Source organism: Pseudoclavibacter sp. RFBB5, assembly GCF_002931555.1.
Classification (GTDB): Bacteria; Actinomycetota; Actinomycetes; order Actinomycetales; family Microbacteriaceae; genus Pseudoclavibacter.
The window spans coordinates 693555-716296 of the sequence record NZ_PSTZ01000007.1; the positions used below are offsets into that span (position 1 = coordinate 693555).

Sequence of the window (22742 nt, forward strand, 5' to 3'; positions counted from 1 at the left end):
ATGACGGTGCTGTGCGAGCATTGAGTCCATGGACTCGCCCGCCACGACGCTCCCCCTCTGGCTGGACCTCACCGCCATCGCTATCGGCGCCATCACGGCGGCCATGGTCGCGGAGCAGTTCCGCGACAAGAAGCTCGACTGGCTCGGGGTCGTGATCATCGGCATCACGGTCGGTCTCGGCGGGGGCATCATCCGCGACCTCCTGCTCGGCATCCGCCCGGTGAGCATGGAGACCGAGTGGTTCCTGTTCACGGCCGGAGCGGCGGCGCTCGGAGGGATGCTGCTGCAGCGCGTGCTGCGACGAATGGACGGACTCGTGTCGGTGCTCGATGCCGCCGCGCTCGGGTTCTTCTGCGCGGTCGGCACCCTGAAGGCGATGAACTTCGAGCTCCCCATCCTGCCGACGCTGCTCGTGGGCACCGTCACCGCAGCCGGCGGCGGCGTGGTTCGGGACATGCTGCTCGGAATGCCCGTCGGCATCCTCTTCGTCGGCTCGCTGTACGCGATCGCGGCAACGGCGGGAAGCGCCGCGTTCGTGCTCGCCGACTACCTCGGCGTCTCCCAGATCATCGGCATCGTGATCTGCGTCGCGGTGACGTTCGCAGTGCGCATGGCGAGTGTCTGGTTCGGACTCAGCCTTCCTGAGCAGATAGCGCTGCGGATGCCCCGGTTCCAACGATCTGCGCGCACGGGGAAGACCGAGCGGGAGCGGCCGTTCACCGACCGGGAGATCCTCGAGGCGTCGGGCTTCCACGCCCTGGACACGCGCCCCATCGCAGTCCTCGAGGAGAAGCGGGCCAACCACGAGCAGAAGAGGGCGAGCGACCCGGACTCGGAGTGAGCTCCGGTCGGGCGCCCGCCCTCCTTGGTGGTCGCGCCTACGCGACGGTCGTCAGCTGCGCGTCCAGCTCGGCCTCGGTCTGCCCGCGCAGCGCGCGGTTGACGCCCGACACGATGGCCTTGAGCGAGGCGGTCGAGATGTCGCTGTCGATGCCGACACCCCACAGGCGCACGCCGGCGACGTCGAGCTCGATGTAGGCAGCGGCACGAGCGTCGCCGCCGACCGAGAGCGCATGCTCGACGTAGTCGAGCAGCTCGACCTGCAGACCCTGCTCACCGAGCAGCTTCATGAAGGCGTCGAGCGGACCGTTCCCCTTGGACGCGTGGTCCTCGACCGCGGTCCCGTCTCGCAGCGAGACGCTGAGGTCGACCGCGCCATCGAGCGCGGAGCTCGTCGCGGTGCGGAACAGCTCGAAGCGGCCCCACTTGTGCTGCTCGCTCTCCGCTGGCAGGTACTCGTCGTTGAAGATGCGCCAGATGGCGTCGGTCGAGACCTCTCCACCTTCGGAGTCGGTCTTGTTCTGCACGACGCCGGAGAACTCGATCTGCAGGCGACGCGGCAGGTCCAGGTTGTGGTGCTCCTTGAGCAGGTACGCGACACCGCCCTTGCCCGACTGCGAGTTGACGCGGATGACCGCCTCGTAGCTGCGGCCGAGGTCGCGCGGGTCGACGGGCAGGTACGGGACCTCCCAGGTCAGCTCTTCGACGGAGACCCCGAGGGCTTCGGCCTTTGCGGCCATCGCCTCGAACCCCTTCTTGATGGCGTCCTGATGCGAGCCGGAGAAGGCCGTGTAGACCAGGTCCCCGCCCCACGGCGCACGCTCGCCCACCGGGAGCTGCGTGCAGTACTCGACCGTGCGTCGGATGCCGTCGATGTCGGAGAAGTCGATCTGCGGGTCGACACCCTGCGTGAACATGTTGACGCCGAGCGTCACCAGGTCCACGTTGCCCGTGCGCTCGCCGTTGCCGAAGAGGCAGCCTTCGATGCGGTCGGCCCCGGCGAGGTAGCCGAGCTCGGCTGCCGCGACGCCGGTGCCCCGGTCGTTGTGCGGGTGGAGGGAGAGCACGACGCTCTCGCGCCGGGCCAGGTTGCGGTGCATCCACTCGATCGAGTCCGCGTACACGTTCGGGGTCGACATCTCGACGGTCGCCGGCAGGTTGATGATGACCGGACGCTCGGGGCTCGCGTCGAAGCCCTCGATGACCTGGTTGCAGATGTCGACGGCGAAGTCGAGCTCGGTGCCCGTGTAGCTCTCCGGGGAGTACTCGTAGTAGATCTTCGTGTCTGGCACGATCGCCTCGGCCTCGCGGCAGAGACGCACACCCTCGAGCGCGATGTCGATGATGCCCTGGCGATCCTTGCGGAAGACGACCTCACGCTGCAGCACGCTGGTGGAGTTGTAGAGGTGGACGATTGCCTGCTTGGCGCCCTTGAGGGACTCGAAGGTGCGCGTGATGAGGTGGCCGCGGGCCTGCGTCAGCACCTGGATCGTCACGTCGTCGGGAATGACGTTCTCTTCGATGAGCGAACGCACGAAGTCGAAGTCGGTCTGGCTGGCCGACGGGAAGCCCACCTCGATCTCTTTGTAGCCCATGCGGACCAGAAGGTCGAAGAGCGCACGCTTGCGCTCGGGCGACATCGGGTCGATGAGGGCCTGGTTTCCATCGCGCAGGTCGACGGCGCACCAGCGGGGTGCGCGCTCGATGCGCTTCGACGGCCAGGTGCGGTCGGGCAGCTCGACGGTGATCTGCTCGTGGTGCGGGACATAGCGATGCGCTGGCATCGACGACGGCTGCTGCATGTTCTTCATTTTTGGCTCCGAGATTGGCTTCGAGACGTGCTAAGCCGACAGCAGACTCCGCGGCGAGGGGGGCTTAGAGCGAAGCCTCGCCGCGGCAGCGAAGAAGGAGCGTGCCGAACAGCATGGTCACAGCGTAACACCGAGGCACTCGTTCACTTGCTCGATCAGTTGAGTCCGTGCTCGTAGGCGAAGACGACGAGCTGCACGCGATCCCGCAGCCCGAGTTTCGCGAGCACCCGCGAGATGTGCGTCTTCACCGTCGCCTCGCTGAGGAACTCCTGCCGCGCGATCTCCCCGTTCGAGAGGCCCCGCGAGGCGAGCGCGAACATCTCCCGCTCACGTTCCGTGAGGGTCAGGTAGCGCTCTGGGACAGCCACCGCCTCTGGGACCGCTGCGGAGTACCGACGGATGAGGTCAGCCGTGGCCTGAGCCGCGAAGACCTCCGCGCCGGTGTTGACCGTGCGAACCGCGGCGAGGAGGAACTCGGGGTCGGCGTCCTTCAGCAGGAAGCCGCTGGCGCCCGCGCCGACGGCCTTCGCGACGGCCTCGTCGAGGTCGAACGTCGTGAGGACGAGGATGCGCGTCGCCGAGCCGCTCGCGACGATCTGCTTCGTGGACTCGAGCCCGTCTTGACCCGGCATGCGCACATCCATGAGCATCACGTCCGGCTTCAGCGCCTTCGCAAGAGCTACCCCGGCGGCCCCGTCGCTGGCCTCCCCGATGAAGCGCATGTCGTCCTGGCTCTCGATGAGCATCCTGATGCCGCTGCGGAACAGAGGCTGGTCGTCGACGAGCGCGACGGTGATCTGACTGCTGGTCACAGGTCCTGCCTCTCGGTTGTCGTGCGGGCACGGTCGCCCTCGAGCTCTCCCGTGCCGGTCGGCTGTGCTGAAGCGAGCGGCAGCCAGGCATGGACGCGGAACTGCCCACCCAGTCGCTCTGCCTGCACGTTACCGCCTGCTATGCCGATGCGCTCGGCCATGCCGATGAGACCGTGTCCCGTGTCGGTCCGCGGGCGGGGCGGGTCGGCGATGGCGTTCACGATGGTGACCTCGAAGACCTGCCCCCAGCTCAACCGGACGACGACCTGCTGCGTCGCATCGCCATGCTTGAGGACGTTCGTGAGCGACTCCTGCAGCAGGCGGAAGACCGCGCCCTGCGCCTGCGTCGAGAGCGTCCCAGGCTGCCCGCGGGTCTCGAGCTGCAGGTCGAGGCCCGCAGCGCGCATTCGGGAGTAGAGAGCTGGAAGCTCATCGAGCCCCGGCTCGGGGCCCGCCTCCTGGCTGTGACGCAGCTGCCCGAGGAGTCCTCGGACGTCGACGAGGGCGCTCCTCGCCGTCGACGAGATCGTCACGAGGGCGGCTTCCGCAGCTTCCGGGCTGCTCTTCATCGCGTATCTGGCGCCATCGGCCTGCGCGACGACGACGGCGAGCGAATGCGCGACCACGTCGTGCATGTCGCGAGCGATCTGCGAGCGCTCCTGCTCCGCCGTCAGCTGCTCCTTCGCGCGCAGGCGCTCCAGCTCGGTGATGGCCGCGCGGTTCTTGACCTCTTGCGCCCTCAGGTGCATGCGGCGCAGCAGCCCGGCCAGCCAGGCGACGACACCAGCCCCCACGAACAGAAGCCAGATGAGGGCCGCCGAGAGGAGGAACTCGTCTCTGCTTCCGTCGAGATTCGACGCGATCGATGCCCAGGTGAAGGTGCCGGGGTCCCAATGCGGCATCAAGGCGACGATGAGGGTGGGCGCGATGATCCCGTAGGCGCCGGAGGTGACAAGCAGCGCTCGGCTTCCGTACGCGACGGCAGCGTAGATGCTGAGGTAGATCGCCACGTCCTGCGGATGGGGCCCGAACGCGAAGATCGACTTCAGCAGAGCCGCCAGCACGACGATGAGGAAGCTCGGCCACGGAGCGTAGCGGCGGAGGATGATGGCGACCGTGAAGAGCACCCAGGAGGGCAGCAGCAGCCAGGTCAGGGTGGTGCCGTTCGACGCGTCGTAATCGAACGGCAGCCCCAGGCTGATGGCGAAGAGCACACCGAGGATGATGTCGGTCACCCACTGGAGCCAGGTCAGGCGGTGGGTGTGCTGCGTCCAGAGGCGTGTCACCGCGGCGAGCAGCGATTCCCGCTTCTTCGACTCCACCGCCCGGGCAGCCGGGCTGGCCGTCTCAGAAACCGAGGCGTCCGAGCTGCTTCGGGTCACGCTGCCACTCCTTCGCCACCTTCACGCGGATCGAGACGATGACACGTCCCTCGGTGATCTGCGAGATCTCCCGTTGCGCCTGCTCGCGGATGCGCTTGAGCCGTTCCCCGCCGCGCCCGATGATGATGCCCTTCTGGCTGTCGCGCTCGACGACGATGTTGACGTAGAGCTCGCGGGTCACGCCGTCGTCGCGGGTGACGATCTCCTCGACGGTGACGGCGATCGAGTGCGGGAGCTCGTCGTGCACACCCTCGAGGGCGGCCTCGCGGACGAGCTCGGCTGCGCGCTGCTCGAACGACTCCTCGGTCTTCATATCGCTCGGATAGAGCGGTTCCGATTCCGGGAGGAGCGCGAGGATGATGCCGGTCAGCGTGTCGAGCTGGATGTCCTCCGCCGCCGAGACCGGCACGATGTCGTCCCATTCGCGGAGGCCCTGCACGTCGACGAGGCGCGCCGCGAGGACGTCGCGGCTCACCGTCTCTGCCTTCGTGACGATGGCGATCTTGCGCGCCTTCGGAGCCTCCTCGAGCTGCTCGTTGATGAAGCGGTCCCCCGGGCCGACCGGCTCGTTCGCCGGGACGCAGAATCCGATGACGTCAACCTCGGCGAGCGTTGCGTGCACGACGTCGTTGAGACGCTCGCCGAGCAGCGTGCGCGGGCGATGCATTCCAGGCGTGTCGACGATGATGACCTGGCCGTCCTCACGGTGGACGATACCTCGAACGGCCCGGCGGGTCGTCTGGGGCTTGTCCGAGATGATGGCGATCTTCTCGCCGACCAGGGCGTTCGTCAGGGTCGACTTCCCGACGTTCGGGCGACCCACGAAGGTCACGAATCCTGCTCGGTAGTTCGTCATGCTTCGATTCCTGACTCTTGAAGTGGTTCCAGGCGACGCGCCAGGACGGTGAGGATGCGCTTGCGGGGGCCGACGCGCTCGGCGACGAGCTCGATGCCGTCGACGACCGCCCTGTCCCCGCGCTCGGGGATCTTCGACAGCGACTTCGCGAGCAGGCCGCCTACGGAGTCGACGTCATCGAACTCGAGGTCGATGTCGAAGAGGTCTCCGAGCTCGCCGGTAGCGAGCCGGGAGGAGACCCGGTAGCCGCCGTCGAGCAGCTTTCGTGGTTCGTCGCCCGGTCGATCGTACTCGTCGCTGATCTCGCCGACGAGCTCCTCGATGAGATCCTCCAGGGTGACGAGGCCCGCGATGCCGCCGTACTCGTCGACGACCATGGAGAGGTGGGTCGCGGAGGCCTGCATGCGCCGCAGTAGCAGATCGGCGCGGAGTGACTCAGGAACGAAGTCTGCCTGGCGCGCCAGCTCCACGGCGGGCTTCGACCGGTTCTCCTCCTGCAGCGACTGCCGTACGAGGTCCTTCAGATAGAGCACTCCGAGAATGTCGTCGCTGTCGCGCCCCACGACGGGGGCGCGGGAGATGCCGGTCTCGAGGAACTGCTCGAGTGCGTCTCTGACGCCCTCGTCGCCGTCGATCGTCACCATGTCCGTGCGGGCGACCATGACCTCGCGGACGAGCCGGTCGGAGAACTCGAAGACGGAGTGGATGAGCTCGCGGTCGCCGTGCTCGAGCACCTTGAGGTCGGCGGCCTCGTCGACCATGTTGAGCAGCTCCTCTTCGCTGGAGACCGAGCCGATGCGCTGTGGTCGTCCAGGAGTCACCCGGTCGCCGAGCACGACAAGAAGGTCTGCGACCGGCCCGATGACCACCCGGACGGCGCGTGCGATCGGCGCGGCGAAGCTCATGACCTGCTGCGGATGCGCGCGGGCGACGCTTCTCGGGCTGGTCCCCGCGATGATGAACGACACCAGGATCATGATGGCCACGGAGACGAGGAACGCCTGCCACCTGACGTCGAAGAGGTCGGTCAGGATGAGCGTCACGAGCACCGCGGACATGCTCTCGAACAGGACGCGCGCGAAGGTCAGCGCGTTGCTGTGCGCGCCTGGATCGGCGGCAATGGCCTCGATGGAGCGCCGTGCGCGGCTCCCAGCCGCCACCTGCTCGAGCTCGGGCCGGGAGAGGCGAGCGATGACCGCTTCAGTTGCGGCGAGCAGTCCGCTCAGCGCCACCATCAGGACGATGGCGGCGACGAGCAGAACCGCGGTCATCTGGCGCGCTTCCTCTCCTGGAGGTGGAAGCCGACGAGGATGTCGCGCTGGAGCCCGAACATCTGCTTCTCCTCCTCGGGCTCGGCGTGATCGAAGCCCAGGAGGTGGAGGACGCCGTGCGTCGTCAGCAGCAGCAGCTCGTCCATCATGGAGTGTCCCGCGGCCTTGGCCTGATCCGTGGCGACCTGCGGGCACAGCACGATGTCGCCCAGGAGTCCCGGAGGAGTCTGCCTGTCGACGTTGCCTGGCCGGAGCTCGTCCATGGGGAAGCTCAGCACGTCGGTCGGACCGGGCTCGCCCATCCACTGCACGTGCAGCTCCTCCATGGGACCGACCTCGACGAGAACGATGGCGAGCTCAGACTCGGCGTGGACATGCAGCTGGTCGAGCGCGTACGCCGCGACACGCTGCAGGGCACCCTCGTCGACCTCGTAGCTGGCCTCGTTGTTGACCTCGATGCTCATCGGCCCTCGTTCCTGTCCCGGCGACGGTGATCGTCGGCCTGTTTCTTCTGGTCGTACTCGGTGTAGGCGTCGACGATGCGCGCCACGAGGGTGTGCCTGACGACGTCGTCGCTCGTCAGGTGCGAGAAGTGCACCTCGTCGATACCGCCGAGCACGTGCGTGACGAGCTTCAGGCCGGAGGCCCCCATCGGCAGGTCGAGCTGCGTGATGTCGCCCGTGACGACCATCTTCGAGCCGAACCCGAGCCTCGTGAGGAACATCTTCATCTGCTCTGGCGTCGTGTTCTGTGCCTCGTCGAGCACGACGAACGCGTCGTTGAGTGTGCGTCCGCGCATGTACGCGAGGGGAGCGACCTCGATCGTGCCGCTCGCCATGAGCTTGACGACCACTTCAGGGTCGAGCATCTCGTTGAGCGCGTCGAAGAGCGGTCGCAGGTACGGGTCGATCTTGTCGTTGAGCGTGCCGGGCAGGTATCCGAGCCGCTCGCCGGCCTCGACGGCAGGGCGAGTCAGGATGATCCGGGTGACCTCCTTGCGCTGCAGGGCCTGGACAGCCTTCGCCATCGCCAGGTAGGTCTTGCCGGTTCCCGCCGGTCCGATGCCGAAGACGATCGTGTTGTCGTCGATCGCATCCACATACTGCTTCTGGCCGAGCGTCTTCGGGCGGATGATCTTGCCGCGGGACTGGACGATCGCCTGTCCGAGGACGTCGGTCGGGGTCTCCTCGCCGCGATCGATGAGACGCTGCGAGCGCTCGACCTGGGCGGGCTCGAGGTCGACGCCGCTCCTGGCCATCTCGGTGATCTCGCGCAGGAGCGCCTCAGCGGCCGCGACGTCGCCGCGCTGCCCGCTGAAGGTGATCTCATTGCCGCGGGCGAGCACCCGCACGCGTGGATGCTCGCGCTCCACTGACTTGAGCAGCCGGTCCCCCGGTCCGAGGAGACGCACCATGGCGACCCCCTCCACCGTCGTGGTCTGCTCGACGAAGTCGTCCTCGACGCCCGATTGCTCGGCGCCGCGGGTCGATGAACTGTCTTGACTAGGCAAGGGATCCTTCCGAGAGTCCTCCGCCGAGGACGTGGGCGTGTACGTGGAAGACGGTCTGGCCCGCGGCCGCTCCCGAGTTGAAGACGAGGCGGAACTCGCTGTCCGTGTGCTGGTCGGCGAGCCCCTGGGCGACGGCGACGACCTCGGCGAGCAGCTCGGGGTCTCCGGCCGCCAGCTGGGAGACGTTCGCGTACTCCTGAGTCTTCGGGACGACCAGGAGGTGCACGGGTGCCTTCGGGCTGATGTCCTTGAACGCGATGACCCGCTCCGACTCGAAGACGATGTCGGCTGGGATCTCGCGGTTGATGATGCGCGTGAAGATGGACGGCTCTGAACTCGACATGCAGCCAGCCTACGACTCGGCGCCCGAGCGGAGCCGCGAGTCCCACGAGCCGCTCAGGGCGAGGATCGCGGCGATGGCGGCTGGAGCCGCACTCGAGGTCCGCAGGACGGAGGCGCCGAGATGCACGCGGCGACCGCCGGCAGCCTCGAACATCTCGAACTCGCTGCCGTCGATCCCGCCTTCCGGGCCGACGACGAGCGTCAGCCGCCCCAGACCCGCGGTTGGACGCTCCTCGAGCGCGTCTCTCAGCGAGATGTCGCCGAGAGGGTCGAGCACCAGCAGCGGACCTTCCGCGGCGAGCCCAGCGACCTGTGCCGTCGAGTGCAGAGCAGCGACGTCGGGAACCCACGGCGACAGGCTCTGCTTGCTGGCCTCCCTGGCGACGGCGGCCCAGCGCTCTCGGCCCTTCTCCGCCTTCTGGTCCCAGCGACTCACGCTGCGCTTCGCCTGCCAGGGGACGAAGGCCGCGGCGCCGAGCTCTGTGGCCACCTGAACCGCGAGATCGTCCCGTCCGGCTTTCGCCAGCGCCTGCACGACGACGACCCGGGGCTCGGGCTCTGGAACCCGGCTGGCCCGGAGGACGTTCACGACCGCCAGGTCGCGTTCGAGTGCGGCGAGCTCGCCGTCGACGACGAAGCCGCGCCCGTTGCCGAGCTGCAGGTGCTCGCCCACGCGCATGCGCGCGACGCCCATGTGCTTGGCCTCCGCCCCGCGGACCTGCGTGACGTCGCCCGCACGAAGCGCCTCGTCGAGGTCCTCAACGAGGTAGAGCCAGGCCATGTCAGCGGCCGAATCGGTCGCGGAGCTTCGAGAACATCCCCTGCTTCTCGCGCGCGAGGCGCGGTGCCTCGTGACGATGACGGGTCGCGAACTCCTCGATCAGCTTGCGCGACTTCCCGTCGAGCTTCGCGGGCGTCACGACCTGCACCGCGATGTCGAGGTCGCCTCGGTGCGTCGAGCGCAGACGCGTGATCCCACGACCGCGAACGGTGAGGACCTCGCCCGACTGAACGCCGGCCGGGATCTGCAGGTCGACATCGCCGTCAAGGGCGCCGACCGTGGTCGAGGTGCCGAGGATCGCGTCAGCCATCGACACCTCGATGACGCACTGCAGGTCGTCGCCGTCACGAGAGAAGACCTCGTGCGGTCGGACCCGGATCTCCAGGTAGAGGTCGCCGTTCGCTCCACCAGCCGGACCGGCTTCGCCTCGGCCGGGAAGGTGGATGCGCAAGCCGGAGTCGACGCCGGAGGGGATGTCGACGGGAATGCTCACGTTGGCGCGCACGCGTCCCTGGCCATGGCACGTCTCGCACGGGTGCTCGATGACGGTTCCGTAGCCGCGGCACTGCGCGCACGGCTGGTTCGTGACGACCATGCCCAGGATGGAGCGCACCTGGCGCTGGACCGAACCGGCTCCCCCGCATGCCGAGCACGTCGTCGGCGAGGTGCCCGGAGCGCAGCACGTTCCCTGGCAGTTCTCGCAGGCGACCGCAGTGGTGACCTCGAGGTCGCGGTGCGTGCCGAACATGACCTCGTCGAGGTCCAGCTCGACGCGAACCAGCGCATCCTGACCACGCTCTGCCCGCGACCGCGGGCCCCGGGAACCCTGCTGCCCGAAGAAGGTCTCGAAGATGTCCCCGAAGCCACCGAAGGACTGCCCGTCCGGTCCGCCCTGGTCGTACTGTCTGCGTCGCTCGGTGTCGCTGAGCGTGTCGTAGGCGTGCGTGACGGACTTGAAGCGCTCCGCGGCGTCCGCGGACGGGTTGACGTCCGGGTGCAGCTGGCGGGCCAGCTTGCGGTAGGCCTTCTTGATCTCGTCCTGGGACGCCTCGCGGCTCACGCCGAGCACGTCGTAGTGGTCTGCCAAGAGTGGCGACTCCTTCTTTGCATCTGTGAATGTGTGCCTGTGTTGTCAGGCACCGGGTGCAACCGCCGGCGAGCCGGTCGGTGTCGGTCAGGCGTCCAGGTGTCTTTCGTCGAGCACCCGTGACAGGTAACTCGCAACGACCCGCACGGCCTGGATATTCCGCGGGTAGTCCATTCTCGTCGGTCCCACCACCCCGAGGCGCGCATCGCTGCCAGAGCTGCGATATCCGCTGGTCAGGATGGCCGTCTCGCCGAGGCCGAGGTCGACGTTCTCCTGGCCGATGCTGACCGAGTAGGCCTCGGTGCTGGAGTGGAGCTCGTCGAGCAGGCGCAGCAGCACGACCTGCTCCTCGATCGCCTCGAGCACCGGGAGGATGCTCGAGGGGAAGTCGCGTTCCGTTCGGGCGAGGTTGGCGGTCCCTGCCATGACGAGGCGCTCCTGGCGGTGCGCGAGCACGAGCTCGAGCAGGTTGGCCACGACGGGCGCGAAGAGCTCCGCGTCCTGCTCCCCCATGATGCCGCTCACGTCCCTCAGCTCAGTGGATGCGTGCGCGACGGTCCGGCCGACGAGGCGACCCGCGAGGCGATCGCGGAGCACGTGAAGCTGCTCGACACTCACCTCAGCCCCGAGATGCCCGATGCGCTGCTCGACGCGGCCAGAGTCGGTGATGAGGACGGTGAGCACCCGCCTGCTCGAGAGCAGCACGAACTCGACGTGCTGGATCGACGCGTTCGCGAGCGACGGGTACTGCGCGATCGCCACGGAGTTCGTCAGCTGGGCGAGCAGGCGCACCGAGCGACCGAGCACCTCGTCGACGTCCTCGCTGCCCTCGATGAAGGTCTCGATCGCGCGTCGCTGCGCACCCGAGAGCGGTCGGAACTCGGCAAGCCGGTCGACGAAGAGCCGGTAGCCCTTGTCCGTCGGGATGCGCCCGGAGGACGTGTGCGGGGCGACGATGAGCTCCGCGTCCTCGAGCTGCGCCATGTCGTTGCGGATGGTCGCGGCTGAGACGCCGAAGTCGTGACGGTCGGCGATCGACTTCGAGCCGACGGGCTCTCGGCTCGTCACGTAGTCGGTGACGATGACTCGGAGCACCTGCATGCTTCTGTCCGAAACCACGATGCCCCTTCCGCTTCCGACCGCTGGCCCTCGACGGGGCGCCCATCTGGCACTCCCAGTCAGAGACTGCCAATCCTACCGCGTTCGGTCGACGGCAGGGGCAGAATGCCCAGGCCGTCACCGAGCAACCGAAATAGCCTGGGTGAAAACCGTCGAGAGGAATACCATGTCCGATCACAACGCACCGAACCCGCAGCCTGGGAATGAGGATCCTGCTCAGCACCAGCCGTACAGCCAGCCCGGCCCGTACGGGCAGCAGCCCCCATTCGGGCAGCAAGCGCCATACGGACAGCAGGCGCCATACGGACAGCAGCCCCAGTACAGTCAGCCGCAGTACGGCCAGCAGCAGGCCGGGCCGCACTCGAGCGGTGCCACGAGCTCGGAACCGCCGCTGACGGCGGACGGGGACCGCCTCGTCGCGACGTTCGATCACCTGCTCAACATCGTCGCGCCCGCTGTCGGCCCACTGATCCTCTGGCTCGTGACGAGGCGGCGCGGCCCACTCGCCAACAGCGAGGGCCGTGAAGCCCTCAACTTCGGCATCACCGTCGCGATCATCTACGTCGGTATCGGGGTCATCTCGCTGCTGTCCCTGTTCGGCGGACCGTTGGCCCTGCTCGTGCCACTGCTGTACCCATTGCTCTGGGTCGCCGTCGTCGTGTACGCGATCCTCGGTGCAGTGCAGGCCAATCAAGGCCGACCGTACCGATACCCGGTGACCTTCCGGTTCGTCAGCTGACGGACGCGCGCCTCAGACGGCGATGCGCCTGACGATCGCATCCGCCATGAGGCGGCCCCGCAGCGTGGGCACGAGCCTCCCCTGCAGCGCCGCCCTGCCGTCGACGAGCGACTCGGCGATGAGCTCGGCGACCACACTGGAATCGTCGAGCTCAGAGATCGCGAGTCCTTCGCGGAGTCGTGACCCGAGCATGATGCGCTCGAACCGCTTCGTGTCCTCGTCGAGCACCTCCCGCCCCATGGCCGGGGTGATGCCGTCGGCGAGCCTCGACGCGTACGCGCTCGGGTGCTTCGCGTTCCACCAGCGCACTCCGCCGACATGGCTGTGCGCTCCCGGTCCGAAGCCCCACCAGTCGGCGTCGCGCCAGTAGGACAGGTTGTGCCGCGACGGATGCTCGCCTCGCAGCGACCAGTTGCTGACCTCGTACCACTCGAAGCCGGCCGAAGCCAAGCGCTCCTCCGCGAGCTCGTACATGTCCGCTTGCAGGTCGTCGTCGACGGCGGGCACCTCACCGCGGCGAATCTGCCTGGCGAGCTTCGTGCCGTCCTCGATGATGAGGGCGTACGCGCTCACGTGGAGCGGCTCCTGCTCGAGGGCCATGTCGAGCGAACGGCGCCAGTCCTCGAGCGACTCCCCTGGCGTGCCGTAGATGAGATCGAGACTCGGCTCGAGCCCAACCCTCTTGGCGGCAGCGACCACGATCGGGATGCGGGCGGGGTCGTGCGTGCGCTCGAGCACGGCCAGCACATGCGGGACCGCCGACTGCATCCCGAAGCTCACGCGGGTCACGCCGGCCTCGCGCAGCTGCGCGAGTTCACGTTCGCCGACGGAGTCCGGGTTCGCCTCGACCGTCACCTCGGCGTCAGGGGCGAGGCCCCAGCGGCTCCGAACGCCATCGAGCATCGCCGCGAGGTCGCTGACCGGCAGGAGGGTCGGCGTCCCACCGCCGAAGAAGACGGTCGAGACCTGGCGGGGCGATCCTGCGAGAACGCGCTCCGCGATCGCCATCTCCTTCTCGACCTCACCCGCGTAGCTCGAGCGAGACACCCCGCCGAGCTCCTCGGCCGTGTACGTGTTGAAGTCGCAGTACCCGCACCTGACACGGCAGAAGGGAACGTGGATGTACACGCCGAAGTCGCGTGCTTCGGCGCCGATGAGAGCCTGAGCCGGGAGCTCGCCGCTCGGCGGGACAGGCTCGCCAAGAGGCAGGGCGCTAGGCGCCAAGATGGCCGTTCAGCTTGGCCCAGCTCGGGGCGCGAGTCTCGTGATGCACCCGGACAGCCTAGGCGGTTTCAGTCGCCACATCACCCGAGCCCCACCGTGCGTTGCGCTCCCGCCCAACTGAGGGGACTACCGTCTGAGTCATGAGCAGCCAGGCGACCTCCCATAAGCACGTTCTCGTCTCCGGGGCATCCGGCATGATCGGCCACAGCCTGATCGAGGAACTCCACGCGCACGGCCACCGTGTCACGCGGCTCGTCAGGCGCGAGCCGAAGGACAGCACCGAGTTCCGGTGGAACCCCGCGCAGCGCACCCTCGACGCGAGGGTGCTCGACGGGGTGGACGCGGTGGTGAATCTCTCGGGGTCACCGCTCAGCAAGCTCCCGTGGACCTACAACGTGAAGAAGGAGATCCTCAGGTCGCGCGTGAATGCGACGCTCACGATCACTGCTGCGATGGCCGCGTCGGCGAACCCGCCGACCCTGCTCATCAACGGCTCGGCTTCCGGCGCGTACGGCGACCGGCCAGGTCAGGTCCTCGACGAGGACTCCCTGCTTCCGGAGACCGACGAGTTCCTGCCCCGCGTCGTCGACCGGTGGGAGCGCGCGGCGCAGACGGCGCCGGAGGGCACCAGGGTGGTTCTCGCCCGCACGGGGCTCGTACTGGGCCGCGGCGGAGTCCTCACGGTCCTCAAGACGCTGGCGAGCGTCGGGCTCCTCTCCCAGCTGGGTGACGGCACGCAGCACTGGCCGTGGGTCAGCCTCCGCGACGAGGTGCGCGCCCTCAGGTTCCTGCTCGAATCCGACGACGCGCAAGGCGCCTACAACCTGGTCGGTCCCACCCCCGCGACGGCCGACGAGATCCAGCAGCAGCTGGCGACCGAGCTCGGTCGCCCCTACAAGCTGAAGGCGCCGTCGACCCTCATCGACCTCACCCTGCAGAAAGCCGGCCGCGAGCTGTTCCTCGCCGACCAGCAGATCCGTCCGAAGCGCCTCCTCGACGCCGGATTCGCGTTCAAGAACCGCACCGCCACGCAAGCCGTGGAGCTCGCGCTGAAGTCTCCTGAGTTCGAGCCGGAGCCGGGGGCCGGTGTCTGACCTGAGCCTGACCGCGGTTCACGCCCCCTCGGGGCGCACCTTCTCCAGGCGGATACCCTCGCGAAGCGCTGACCTCGCTCGCTTCCGATCTCCGGACGCCGAGTAGGCCAGCCCGAGGCGCATCCAGGCTCGCCAGTCGTCGGGGGCGGCTTCGACCTCGGCCTTCCACTTCGGGAAGTCCTCGTCGGCGGCCTCCCGCACGACTCGGCCGCTCGGGCGCTTCGGCAGGTCGTCCTCCGGCAGCTCACCTGCTTCAGCGAGGCGCCGGAGCAGCCGCTCCGTCTGCATCCCGAACAGCAGCTCGCGTGCGATGAAGACGACCGCGAGGACCGGGAAGACGATGAGCGCCGCGCCCATGATCTTCGCGACGATGTCGCCAGCGAACAGGGAGACCGCCATACCGGCGACGAATACGACGTAGAGCAGCAGGAGCAGTGTGACAGCCGCGACGCCCAGCTTGGTGGCGAGGTTGCGCTTCACGCTCTGCCCAGCAGTTCGCCGAGGCCGAGCACATCGTCAAGGCCGACCGTCGTGCCCTGCGAGGACCGCGCGTGCCCGATCGCAAGCCTGATGCCCTGCACGTAGGCCTCTTGCGAGATCGTCTCGTGCCGAATCGTGAGCACCTCCCCAGCTCCCCCGAGAACGACCTGCTGGTCGGCGACAACACCGCGCAGACGCATGCTGTGGATCGGCACGCCTGCGACCTGCTGTCCTCGCGCCTCCTGGTCGGCGTTCGGTGGGGTCAGCGGGTGCTCTCGCGCTGCCGCGATGCGCTCCGCGGTGCGGACCGCCGTCCCGGACGGGGAGTCCACCTTCTTGTCGTGGTGGGCCTCGAGGATCTCGATCGAGTCGAAGAACCGGCCGGCCACGCTCGCCAGCGCCGTGCCGAGCACGGAGCCGAGCGAGAAGTTGGGGACGAACACGGCTGCTCGTCCGGCCGGCACGACCGCCGCGACGCTCGCGATGCGCTGCTCATCCCACCCGCTCGTGCCGACGACCACATCGAGCCCGTGCTCGAGCGCGAACGGCACCGCGATCTCCGAGACGTCGAGGTGCGACACGTCCACAAGCACGTCGGCGCCGAGCATCTCCTCAAGCGGAGTGGCACTCGTCAGCCCCGCGTGGAGCGCAAGCCCCTCCGTCGAGTCGATGATGCGCTCCACGAGGCTTCCCATGCGACCGGATGCGCCGAGCACGGCGACCTGAGTTTCCATGTCTCCAAGGGTACGGGCAACCGCCGTCGGTCCAGGTCGCTGTGGAGGGAGCGTCTGGCTGCGCGGCGGCGCCGAACGCCGCGAGTGGTCAGACCGCGATCGAGGCGCTGACGCCCGTGCGAAGTTCCGGAGCCAGGTGCGCCTGGTCGTTGAACAGCAGCAGCTCCGCGGGCTTGCGCGTGCGGACACGCACGACGGTCAGCCCCGTGTTCACCGAGTTGAGCCCGAGCCAGCGCCAGTCTGGAGCGTCGACGACCCGACGCACGAACTCGCCGATCACGAAGTTGTGGGTCACGAGGAGCGTGTGCCGATCGTCTCGGCTCTTGCTGAAGAACGTGTCGTAGGCGTCGCTCATCTGCGCGACACCCGCCTCGATGACCTCATCGCCGATGCCGCCGAAGAAGCCGTCGTAGATGGAGGGCGCGCCGTCTTGTCCAGTGGGGATGCAGTCGAACAGCAGCGTCGACTCGAGAGCCGCCGGGCCGCTCGTGTACTGGTCGATGATCGCGCTCGTCTGCACGGCACGATCGAGCGGGGAGGTGTAGGTCTCGCTGAGCGGGACGGCGGCGAGACGACGGCCGATCAGGTGGGCCTGCGCACGGCCTCGCTCGGAGAGCGGGCCGTCGTTGATACCGTGCTCTGCGTTCTCCTGCTCGCCGTGTCTGACGAGGTAGAGGTAGTGCGACATCAGCGGCGCTCCAGTTCGGTCCTTGCTTCGGACGACAGTTTACCGACAGCGGATGCGACGAGCTCGCCGCTGAACATGTCGGCGGCGACCGACTGCACCTCATCGAGTGTCACGGCCTCAACCCGCGAGAGTGCCGCCTCGAGGTCGTAGAACCGACCCGTGTGAATCTCCGCGCGGCCGAGGCGCGACATGCGAGTGTCCGCGTCCTCGATCGCCAGCGCGGAGCCGCCAGCGCTCGCGCTCTTCGCATCCGCCAGCTCCGTGGCCGTCACACCGTCCTGCACGAGCTTCTCGGCTTCCTGGCGCAGCACTCGGACGGTCTCGAGCACGTTGTCTGGCGCGCATCCGGCGTACATGCCCGTGACGCCGAGGTCTGAGTGACTTCCGCCGAAGGAGTACACCGAGTACGCGAGCCCGCGCTTCTCCCTGATCTCCTGGAACAGGCGCGATGACATGCCACCGCCGAAGACCCGGTGCATGAGGCCGAACGCCTCCCGACGCGGGTCGAGCTGGGTGATGCCTTGCCCGCCGATGACGAGCGCCAGCTGCTCGAGCGGGCGGTCGATGGCGGACAGCGGGCCGGTGGGCACTGCGGACCCGGGCTGCAGGGCCGTCTCCCGACGGGCCACGGGGGCGGACGGCACGTCGAGGTCCCAGCCTCCGGCCTTCAGGTTCCTCTCGAGCTGCGCACGGACCTCCTCGTGCTTGACCGCGCCCGCGATCGTCACGACGAGTTCCTCGGGACGGTAATGCTGGCGGTAGGAGCTCCAGACGGCGTCGCGTTCGGCCGCCCTGATCGAGGCCGGGGTCCCGCCGATAGGTCGCGCGAGCGGATGCGTGCCGAGCAGCGTCTCGTAGAAGCGCTCCCAGACGACGTCGTTCGGGTCGTCGTCGGCCATCGCCAGTTCTTCGATGATGACACCGCGCTCGATCTCGAATTCCGCCGCGTCGATCACGCTCGAGGTGATCATGTCGCTGAGCACGTCGACGGCCATCGGCAGGTCCGCATCACGAACCTTAGCGTGGTAGAGCGTGTGCTCCTTCGCCGTCTGCGCGTTGACCTCGCCGCCCACCCGCTCGAACGCGGCCGAGACCTCGAAGGCGGTACGCGAGGGCGTCCCCTTGAAGAGCAGGTGCTCCAGGAAGTGTGTGGATCCGTACTCGTGAGGCTGCTCGTCGCGCGAGCCGACCGGCACCCAAAGCCCGATGCTGGAGCTGGCGGCCCCGACGACCTCCTCGGTCAGGAGGCGCACGCCGCTGGGGAGGACGGATCGGCGGAAGAGGCCGCCGTTCGACACACGTGCTTCGATCTCGGGAAGGTCAAGTGGCAGTTCAATGGCATCGCGCATAACCAGTCAAGCCTAGAGCGTCCCAGCGGTGCGAGCGTCAGCGACGTGGGAACTCCCAGCAGCGAGGCGGAAGCGCAGCCGCAGGACAGCAAGACGGCCCCGCGCAGGGATGCGCGGGGCCGTCTCGGCGATACGGGGCCGGAGTTACTCGGCGCCTGCCTCGAGGGCGACGCCCTCTTCAGCCGCTGCTTCCTCGACCACTGGGGCGAGCGACAGCTTTCCACGGTCGTCGACCTTGGTGATCTCGACGAGGATCTTCTGGCCGACTCCGAGCACGTCCTCGACGTTCTCGACGCGCTTGCCACCGGCGAGCTTGCGCACCTCGGAGATGTGCAGGAGGCCGTCCTTGCCCGGGAGGAGCGAGACGAAGGCACCGAACGACGCGATCTTGACGACCGTGCCCAGGTACTGCTCGCCGACCTCGGGGTTGGTCGGGTTCGCGATCGCGTTCACCGCTGCCCGAGCGGCTTCGGCGGACGGACCATCGACAGCGCCGATGTACACGGTGCCGTCGTCCTCGATCGAGATGTCGGCGCCGGTGTCGTCCTGGATCTGGTTGATGACCTTGCCCTTTGGCCCGATCACCTCGCCGATCTTGTCGATCGGCACGCGGACCGAGATGATGCGCGGAGCCGTGGCTGCCAGCTCATCCGGCGTGTCGATGACTGCGTTGATCGCCTTGTCGAGGATCTGGATGCGAGCATCCCGAGCCTGGGTCAGCGCGCCGTCGAGGACCGACGTCGGGATGCCGTCGAGCTTCGTGTCGAGCTGGATGGCCGTCACGAACTCGGCCGTGCCGGCGACCTTGAAGTCCATGTCGCCGAGTGCGTCCTCAGCGCCGAGGATGTCGGTGAGGGCGGCGTAGCGCGTCTCTCCGTCGACCTCGTCGGAGACGAGGCCCATGGCGATGCCGGCAACGGGCGCGCGCAGCGGCACGCCGGCGTTGAGGAGCGACAGCGTGGAGGCGCAGACCGAGCCCATCGACGTCGAGCCGTTCGAGCTGAGCGCCTCCGAGACCTGGCGGATCGCGTAGGGGAACTCCTCGCGGCTGGGGAGCACCGGCACGATAGCGCGCTCGGCGAGGAAGCCGTGCCCGATCTCGCGACGCTTCGGCGAGCCGACGCGTCCGGTCTCACCCGTCGAGTACGGCGGGAAGTTGTAGTGGTGCAGGTAGCGCTTCGACGTGATCGGCGAGAGCGAGTCGATCTGCTGCTCGAGCTTGAGCATGTTCAGCGTGGTGACGCCGAGGATCTGCGTCTCGCCACGCTGGAAGATAGCCGAGCCGTGCACGCGAGGCACGACGTCGACCTCTGCGTCGAGCTGGCGGATGTCGGCGACGCCGCGTCCGTCCATGCGCTTGCCCTCACGGAGGATGCGTCCGCGGACGACGTCCTTCGTGACGGTCTTGTACGCGGCGGACACCTGACCGGCGACGGAAGCGTCGAGCTCTCCGCTTTCGATCTTCGCGGCGATCTGCTCCTTGACGCTCGCCTTGAGGGCGTCGTCCGCGTCCTGTCGCTCGACCTTGCCGGCGATCTGGTACACGTCGACGAGGCCGTCGTGCGAGAGCGCGGTGACGGCGTCGAGCGCCTCCTGCGTGTACGGGAGGAAGACGGGGTACTCGACGACGGGCTTCGCGGCCTGGTCTGCGAGCTCCTGCTGTGCCTTCACGAGCTGCGTGAGGAACGGCTTCGCGGCCTCGAGGCCCTGTGCGACGACCGCTTCGTCCGGCTTCTGCGCGCCGGCCTGGATGAGGCCCCACGCGTGCTCGGTGGCCTCGGCCTCGACCATCATGATGGCGATGTCTTCGGTGCCGTCAGCCTTGGTGACGAGGCGGCCGGCGACGGTGAGGTCGAAGACCGCGTCAGCGAGCTGCTCGAACTTCGGGAATGCGACCCACTGGCCGTCGATGAGCGCGAGACGCACACCGGCGATCGGGCCAGAGAACGGCACGCCGCTCAGCTGCGACGAGAGCGACGCGGCGTTGATGGCGAGGGCGTCGTAGAACTCGCCCGGTGCGATGGAGAGCACGGTGACGACGACCTGGACCTCGTTGCGCAGGCCCTTGACGAAGGACGGGCGCAGAGGGCGGTCGATCAAGCGGCAGACCAGGATGGCCTCGGTCGAGGGGCGACCCTCACGGCGGAAGAACGATCCGGGGATCTTTCCGGCGGCGTAGCTGCGTTCCTCGACGTCGATCGTGAGCGGGAAGAAGTCGAAGTTCTCCTTCGGATTCTTCGAGATGCTCGTGGCCGAGAGCAGCATGGTCTCGTCGTCGAGGTAGGCGACGGCGGAGCCCTGCGCCTGCTGGGCGAGGCGCCCTGCTTCGAAGCGGATCTTGCGCTGGCCGTGCTTGCCGTTGTCGAGAACGACTTCAGAGAACTTGATTTCGGGACCTTCCAAGAGGTCTCCTCCTTTTGCGTGTGCACGCGAAGGGAAAGCGCGACCGGGTCATCCCGGGCTGATCGTCAGTAGAAGACCTCTGTCTTGTTCGCGCTTCGACGCGAAGCCACGACAGGAACCCACCACCGAGGACCAGCTACTCGCCGCCCCGCGTATCTTGAGTGTTTGCGACATCGACTCTACCAGCGGAGGGCACCGAGCAGCTGGAACCCGTGCGGCGATTGCCGACGAGCCGCGCAACACTGCAGACCTGGCCCTATTTCTTGCGCGACGCTCGAGGCAGCTCCGTCACGAGCGGGAACTCACCGGTCGGCTTCTCCCCCTCGTCGTAGAGCTTGCTCGGGGATCCGACGATCTTCTTGTCGGCCGCGTGCGCGACGCCCTCGTCCTTCGACGGGTAGTCGAACTGCGAGAGGACGTAGCGCATGGCCTCGAGCCTCGCCCGCTTCTTGTCGTTCGACTTGACGACCGTCCACGGCGACTCCGCGGTGTCCGTGTAGAAGAACATCGCCTCCTTGGCCTCGCTGTACTCGTCCCACTTGTCCAACGAGGCGAGGTCGGTCGGGCTCAGCTTCCACTGGCGCACCGGGTCGTCCCGCCGGGCGGCGAAGCGAGCGAGCTGCTCGGCCCGACCGACGGAGAACCAGAACTTGATGATCGTGGTGCCGGAGTTCACGAGCATCCGCTCGAACTCAGGAGCCGACCGGGTGAACTCGAGGTACTCCGTCGGCGTGCAGTAGCCCATGACGCGCTCGACGCCAGCACGGTTGTACCAGGAGCGGTCGAGGAGCACGATCTCGCCACCGGAAGGCAGGTGCTCGACGTAGCGCTGGAAGTACCACTGCGATTGCTCTTTCTCCGTGGGCTTCTCGAGCGCGACGGTGCGTGCACCGCGGGGGTTCAGGTGCTCCATGAAGCGCTTGATCGCCCCGCCCTTGCCTGCCGCGTCACGCCCCTCGAAGATGATGACGACCTTCTGGCCGGTCTCCTTGACCCAGGTCTGGAGCTTCAGCAGCTCGATCTGCAGTGCGCGCTTCTGCTTCTCATACTCCTTGCGCGGGAGCTTCGTGTCGTACGGGTAGCCGTGCCGCCAGGCCTCGCCGAGCGGGTCCTCGTCTCGCAGCTCTGCCAGCTCGTCGATCTCGGGAGTCGTGTCCGGGATACCCGCCCGGTTCAGGCGGTACGCGGTCTGAGTTCCTTGGGCGGATCTGCGGGAGCGACCGTTCGCGCCATCGGCAGCCTTGCTTCCATCGACGAGGGCTCCAGCGCCGTCGGATGCGGCCTTTGCCTGGCCCTTTGAACCTGCCTGGTGCTGAGCTGGGGTGCGAGAGGCTGCCATGACGACAGCCTAGTCGCGCCTCGGCGAGCGGGCACCGCCGAGACGGTTCGACTTCTCGCACGCGGTCAGCCCGTCGAACGCGAAAAGAGCCCCTGCCGATGGCAGGGGCTCTTCGCAGCAAGTGCTTAGCGGCGGAGGCCGAGTCGTCCGATGAGCGAACGGTAACGCGCGATGTCGACGTCGGCGAGGTAGCCGAGCAGACGACGACGCTGACCCACAAGCAGCAGGAGACCACGACGCGAGTGGTGGTCGTGCTTGTGCTCCTTGAGGTGCTCGGTGAGCTCCTTGATTCGCGTGGAGAGGATGGCAACCTGAACTTCAGGGGAGCCAGTATCACCCGGGTGCGTTGCGTACTCTTCGATGATGGCCTTCTTGCCCTCAGCGCTTAGTGCCATTGACAGACCCCCTTCTCTTTCGTTGCGCGGCGCTCAGCACACAGTGTGCGAGCTCTCTTGATCCGCGGCCGTTTCACGGCAACCGAAAGAGCATATCAGGTTCGAAGGCTCAGCTCACACCCAGCAGGTCGATGATGAAGACGAGCGTCTTGCCGGACAGCGGGTGTCCTCCGCCTGCCGCGCCGTAGGCGAGGTGGGGTGGGAGCACGAGCTTGCGCCGTCCACCGACCTGCATGCCGGGAATGCCTTCCTGCCAGCCGCGCACGAGCGCCTTGAGCGGGAAGTTGACCGACTCGCCACGGTTCCACGAGGAGTCGAACTCCTCCCCCGACTCGAATTCGACGCCGAGGTAGTGCACGTCGACCGTCGAGGACGGCTCCGCGACTGCCCCGTCGCCCACGATGATGTCTTCGATGACCAGCTCTGCTGGTGCCTCTCCACCTGGGAAGTCGACTTCTGGCTTGGTGCGATCAGTGTTTGTCATGT

23 protein-coding genes are annotated in these 22742 nt (G+C 67.7%); 3 read left to right on the plus strand and 20 right to left on the minus strand.

Annotated features, from left to right (window positions below):
- Positions 1–28 precede the first annotated feature (28 nt).
- Positions 29–841, plus strand: coding sequence for a trimeric intracellular cation channel family protein (locus tag C5B97_RS11145; protein WP_104312101.1), 813 nt, complete (start codon positions 29–31; stop codon positions 839–841).
- A gap of 37 nt (positions 842–878) precedes the next feature.
- Here C5B97_RS11145 and leuA read toward each other — a convergent pair whose 3' ends face one another.
- The 11 genes from leuA to hrcA form a co-directional block, all read right to left on the minus strand.
- Positions 879–2651, minus strand: coding sequence for a 2-isopropylmalate synthase (leuA, locus tag C5B97_RS11150; RefSeq protein ID WP_104312102.1), 1773 nt, complete (start codon positions 2649–2651; stop codon positions 879–881).
- 155 nt (positions 2652–2806) lie between these two features.
- Positions 2807–3463: a response regulator transcription factor gene (locus C5B97_RS11155; protein WP_104312103.1), complete on the minus strand. Its 657-nt coding sequence runs from the start codon at positions 3461–3463 to the stop codon at positions 2807–2809.
- Positions 3460–4845 (minus strand): sensor histidine kinase, encoded by a 1386-nt coding sequence (locus C5B97_RS11160; protein ID WP_146080794.1) that lies wholly within the window; start codon positions 4843–4845, stop codon positions 3460–3462. The genes C5B97_RS11155 and C5B97_RS11160 overlap by 4 nt, the downstream gene beginning before the upstream one ends.
- A complete protein-coding gene (gene era, locus C5B97_RS11165) occupies positions 4811–5701 on the minus strand; it encodes a GTPase Era (RefSeq protein ID WP_104312105.1) in 891 nt (296 codons plus the stop codon). Before era ends, C5B97_RS11160 begins: the two co-directional genes overlap by 35 nt.
- Positions 5698–6972 (minus strand): hemolysin family protein, encoded by a 1275-nt coding sequence (locus C5B97_RS11170; RefSeq protein ID WP_104312106.1) that lies wholly within the window; start codon positions 6970–6972, stop codon positions 5698–5700. The genes era and C5B97_RS11170 overlap by 4 nt, the downstream gene beginning before the upstream one ends.
- Entirely contained in the window at positions 6969–7436 is a 468-nt protein-coding gene (gene ybeY, locus C5B97_RS11175) for an rRNA maturation RNase YbeY (RefSeq protein ID WP_068480328.1), read from the minus strand. Before ybeY ends, C5B97_RS11170 begins: the two co-directional genes overlap by 4 nt.
- Positions 7433–8386 (minus strand): PhoH family protein, encoded by a 954-nt coding sequence (locus C5B97_RS11180; RefSeq protein ID WP_104312597.1) that lies wholly within the window; start codon positions 8384–8386, stop codon positions 7433–7435. The genes ybeY and C5B97_RS11180 overlap by 4 nt, the downstream gene beginning before the upstream one ends.
- Positions 8387–8474: 88 nt before the next feature.
- Entirely contained in the window at positions 8475–8825 is a 351-nt protein-coding gene (locus C5B97_RS11185) for a histidine triad nucleotide-binding protein (RefSeq protein ID WP_104312107.1), read from the minus strand.
- Between the two features lie 9 nt (positions 8826–8834).
- The gene (locus C5B97_RS11190) at positions 8835–9605 is read right to left on the minus strand and encodes a 16S rRNA (uracil(1498)-N(3))-methyltransferase (RefSeq protein ID WP_104312108.1); all 771 of its coding nucleotides are present in this window, start codon (positions 9603–9605) and stop codon (positions 8835–8837) included.
- A 1-nt stretch (position 9606) separates the two neighbouring features.
- Positions 9607–10692: a molecular chaperone DnaJ gene (gene dnaJ, locus C5B97_RS11195; RefSeq protein ID WP_104312109.1), complete on the minus strand. Its 1086-nt coding sequence runs from the start codon at positions 10690–10692 to the stop codon at positions 9607–9609.
- Positions 10693–10779: 87 nt separating this feature from the next.
- Positions 10780–11811, minus strand: a complete 1032-nt coding sequence (gene hrcA, locus C5B97_RS11200) for a heat-inducible transcriptional repressor HrcA (protein ID WP_104253439.1) — start codon at positions 11809–11811, stop codon at positions 10780–10782.
- 166 nt (positions 11812–11977) lie between these two features.
- On the opposite strand from hrcA, the gene C5B97_RS11205 reads away from it, so the two are divergent.
- Positions 11978–12550 carry a DUF4870 domain-containing protein gene (locus C5B97_RS11205; RefSeq protein WP_181026982.1) on the plus strand — a complete coding sequence of 191 codons (573 nt, stop codon included), beginning with the start codon at positions 11978–11980 and terminating at the stop codon, positions 12548–12550.
- Positions 12551–12562: 12 nt separating this feature from the next.
- Here C5B97_RS11205 and hemW read toward each other — a convergent pair whose 3' ends face one another.
- Positions 12563–13774 (minus strand): radical SAM family heme chaperone HemW, encoded by a 1212-nt coding sequence (hemW, locus tag C5B97_RS11210; RefSeq protein WP_104312111.1) that lies wholly within the window; start codon positions 13772–13774, stop codon positions 12563–12565.
- Positions 13775–13914: 140 nt separating this feature from the next.
- On the opposite strand from hemW, the gene C5B97_RS11215 reads away from it, so the two are divergent.
- Positions 13915–14868 (plus strand): TIGR01777 family oxidoreductase, encoded by a 954-nt coding sequence (locus C5B97_RS11215; protein WP_104312112.1) that lies wholly within the window; start codon positions 13915–13917, stop codon positions 14866–14868.
- A gap of 18 nt (positions 14869–14886) precedes the next feature.
- Here the strand turns inward: C5B97_RS11215 and C5B97_RS11220 are convergent, their stop codons facing one another.
- From C5B97_RS11220 to C5B97_RS11255, 8 genes are all read right to left on the minus strand, one after another.
- Positions 14887–15348 carry a hypothetical protein gene (locus C5B97_RS11220; protein WP_181026983.1) on the minus strand — a complete coding sequence of 154 codons (462 nt, stop codon included), beginning with the start codon at positions 15346–15348 and terminating at the stop codon, positions 14887–14889.
- Positions 15345–16082: a 4-hydroxy-tetrahydrodipicolinate reductase gene (dapB, locus tag C5B97_RS11225; RefSeq protein ID WP_104312113.1), complete on the minus strand. Its 738-nt coding sequence runs from the start codon at positions 16080–16082 to the stop codon at positions 15345–15347. The genes C5B97_RS11220 and dapB overlap by 4 nt, the downstream gene beginning before the upstream one ends.
- An 88-nt stretch (positions 16083–16170) precedes the next feature.
- Positions 16171–16770: a histidine phosphatase family protein gene (locus C5B97_RS11230; protein WP_104312114.1), complete on the minus strand. Its 600-nt coding sequence runs from the start codon at positions 16768–16770 to the stop codon at positions 16171–16173.
- On the minus strand, positions 16770–18119 hold the full coding sequence (locus C5B97_RS11235) for a pitrilysin family protein (protein WP_104312115.1): 1350 nt from the start codon (positions 18117–18119) through the stop codon (positions 16770–16772). The genes C5B97_RS11230 and C5B97_RS11235 overlap by 1 nt, the downstream gene beginning before the upstream one ends.
- A gap of 144 nt (positions 18120–18263) precedes the next feature.
- Positions 18264–20522, minus strand: coding sequence for a polyribonucleotide nucleotidyltransferase (locus C5B97_RS11240; protein WP_104312116.1), 2259 nt, complete (start codon positions 20520–20522; stop codon positions 18264–18266).
- A gap of 256 nt (positions 20523–20778) precedes the next feature.
- Positions 20779–21861: a polyphosphate kinase 2 gene (ppk2, locus tag C5B97_RS11245; RefSeq protein WP_104312117.1), complete on the minus strand. Its 1083-nt coding sequence runs from the start codon at positions 21859–21861 to the stop codon at positions 20779–20781.
- Between the two features lie 125 nt (positions 21862–21986).
- Positions 21987–22256 (minus strand): 30S ribosomal protein S15, encoded by a 270-nt coding sequence (gene rpsO / locus C5B97_RS11250; protein WP_104253448.1) that lies wholly within the window; start codon positions 22254–22256, stop codon positions 21987–21989.
- Between the two features lie 109 nt (positions 22257–22365).
- Positions 22366–22740 (minus strand): FKBP-type peptidyl-prolyl cis-trans isomerase, encoded by a 375-nt coding sequence (locus C5B97_RS11255; protein ID WP_068480291.1) that lies wholly within the window; start codon positions 22738–22740, stop codon positions 22366–22368.
- Positions 22741–22742: the final 2 nt, after the last annotated feature.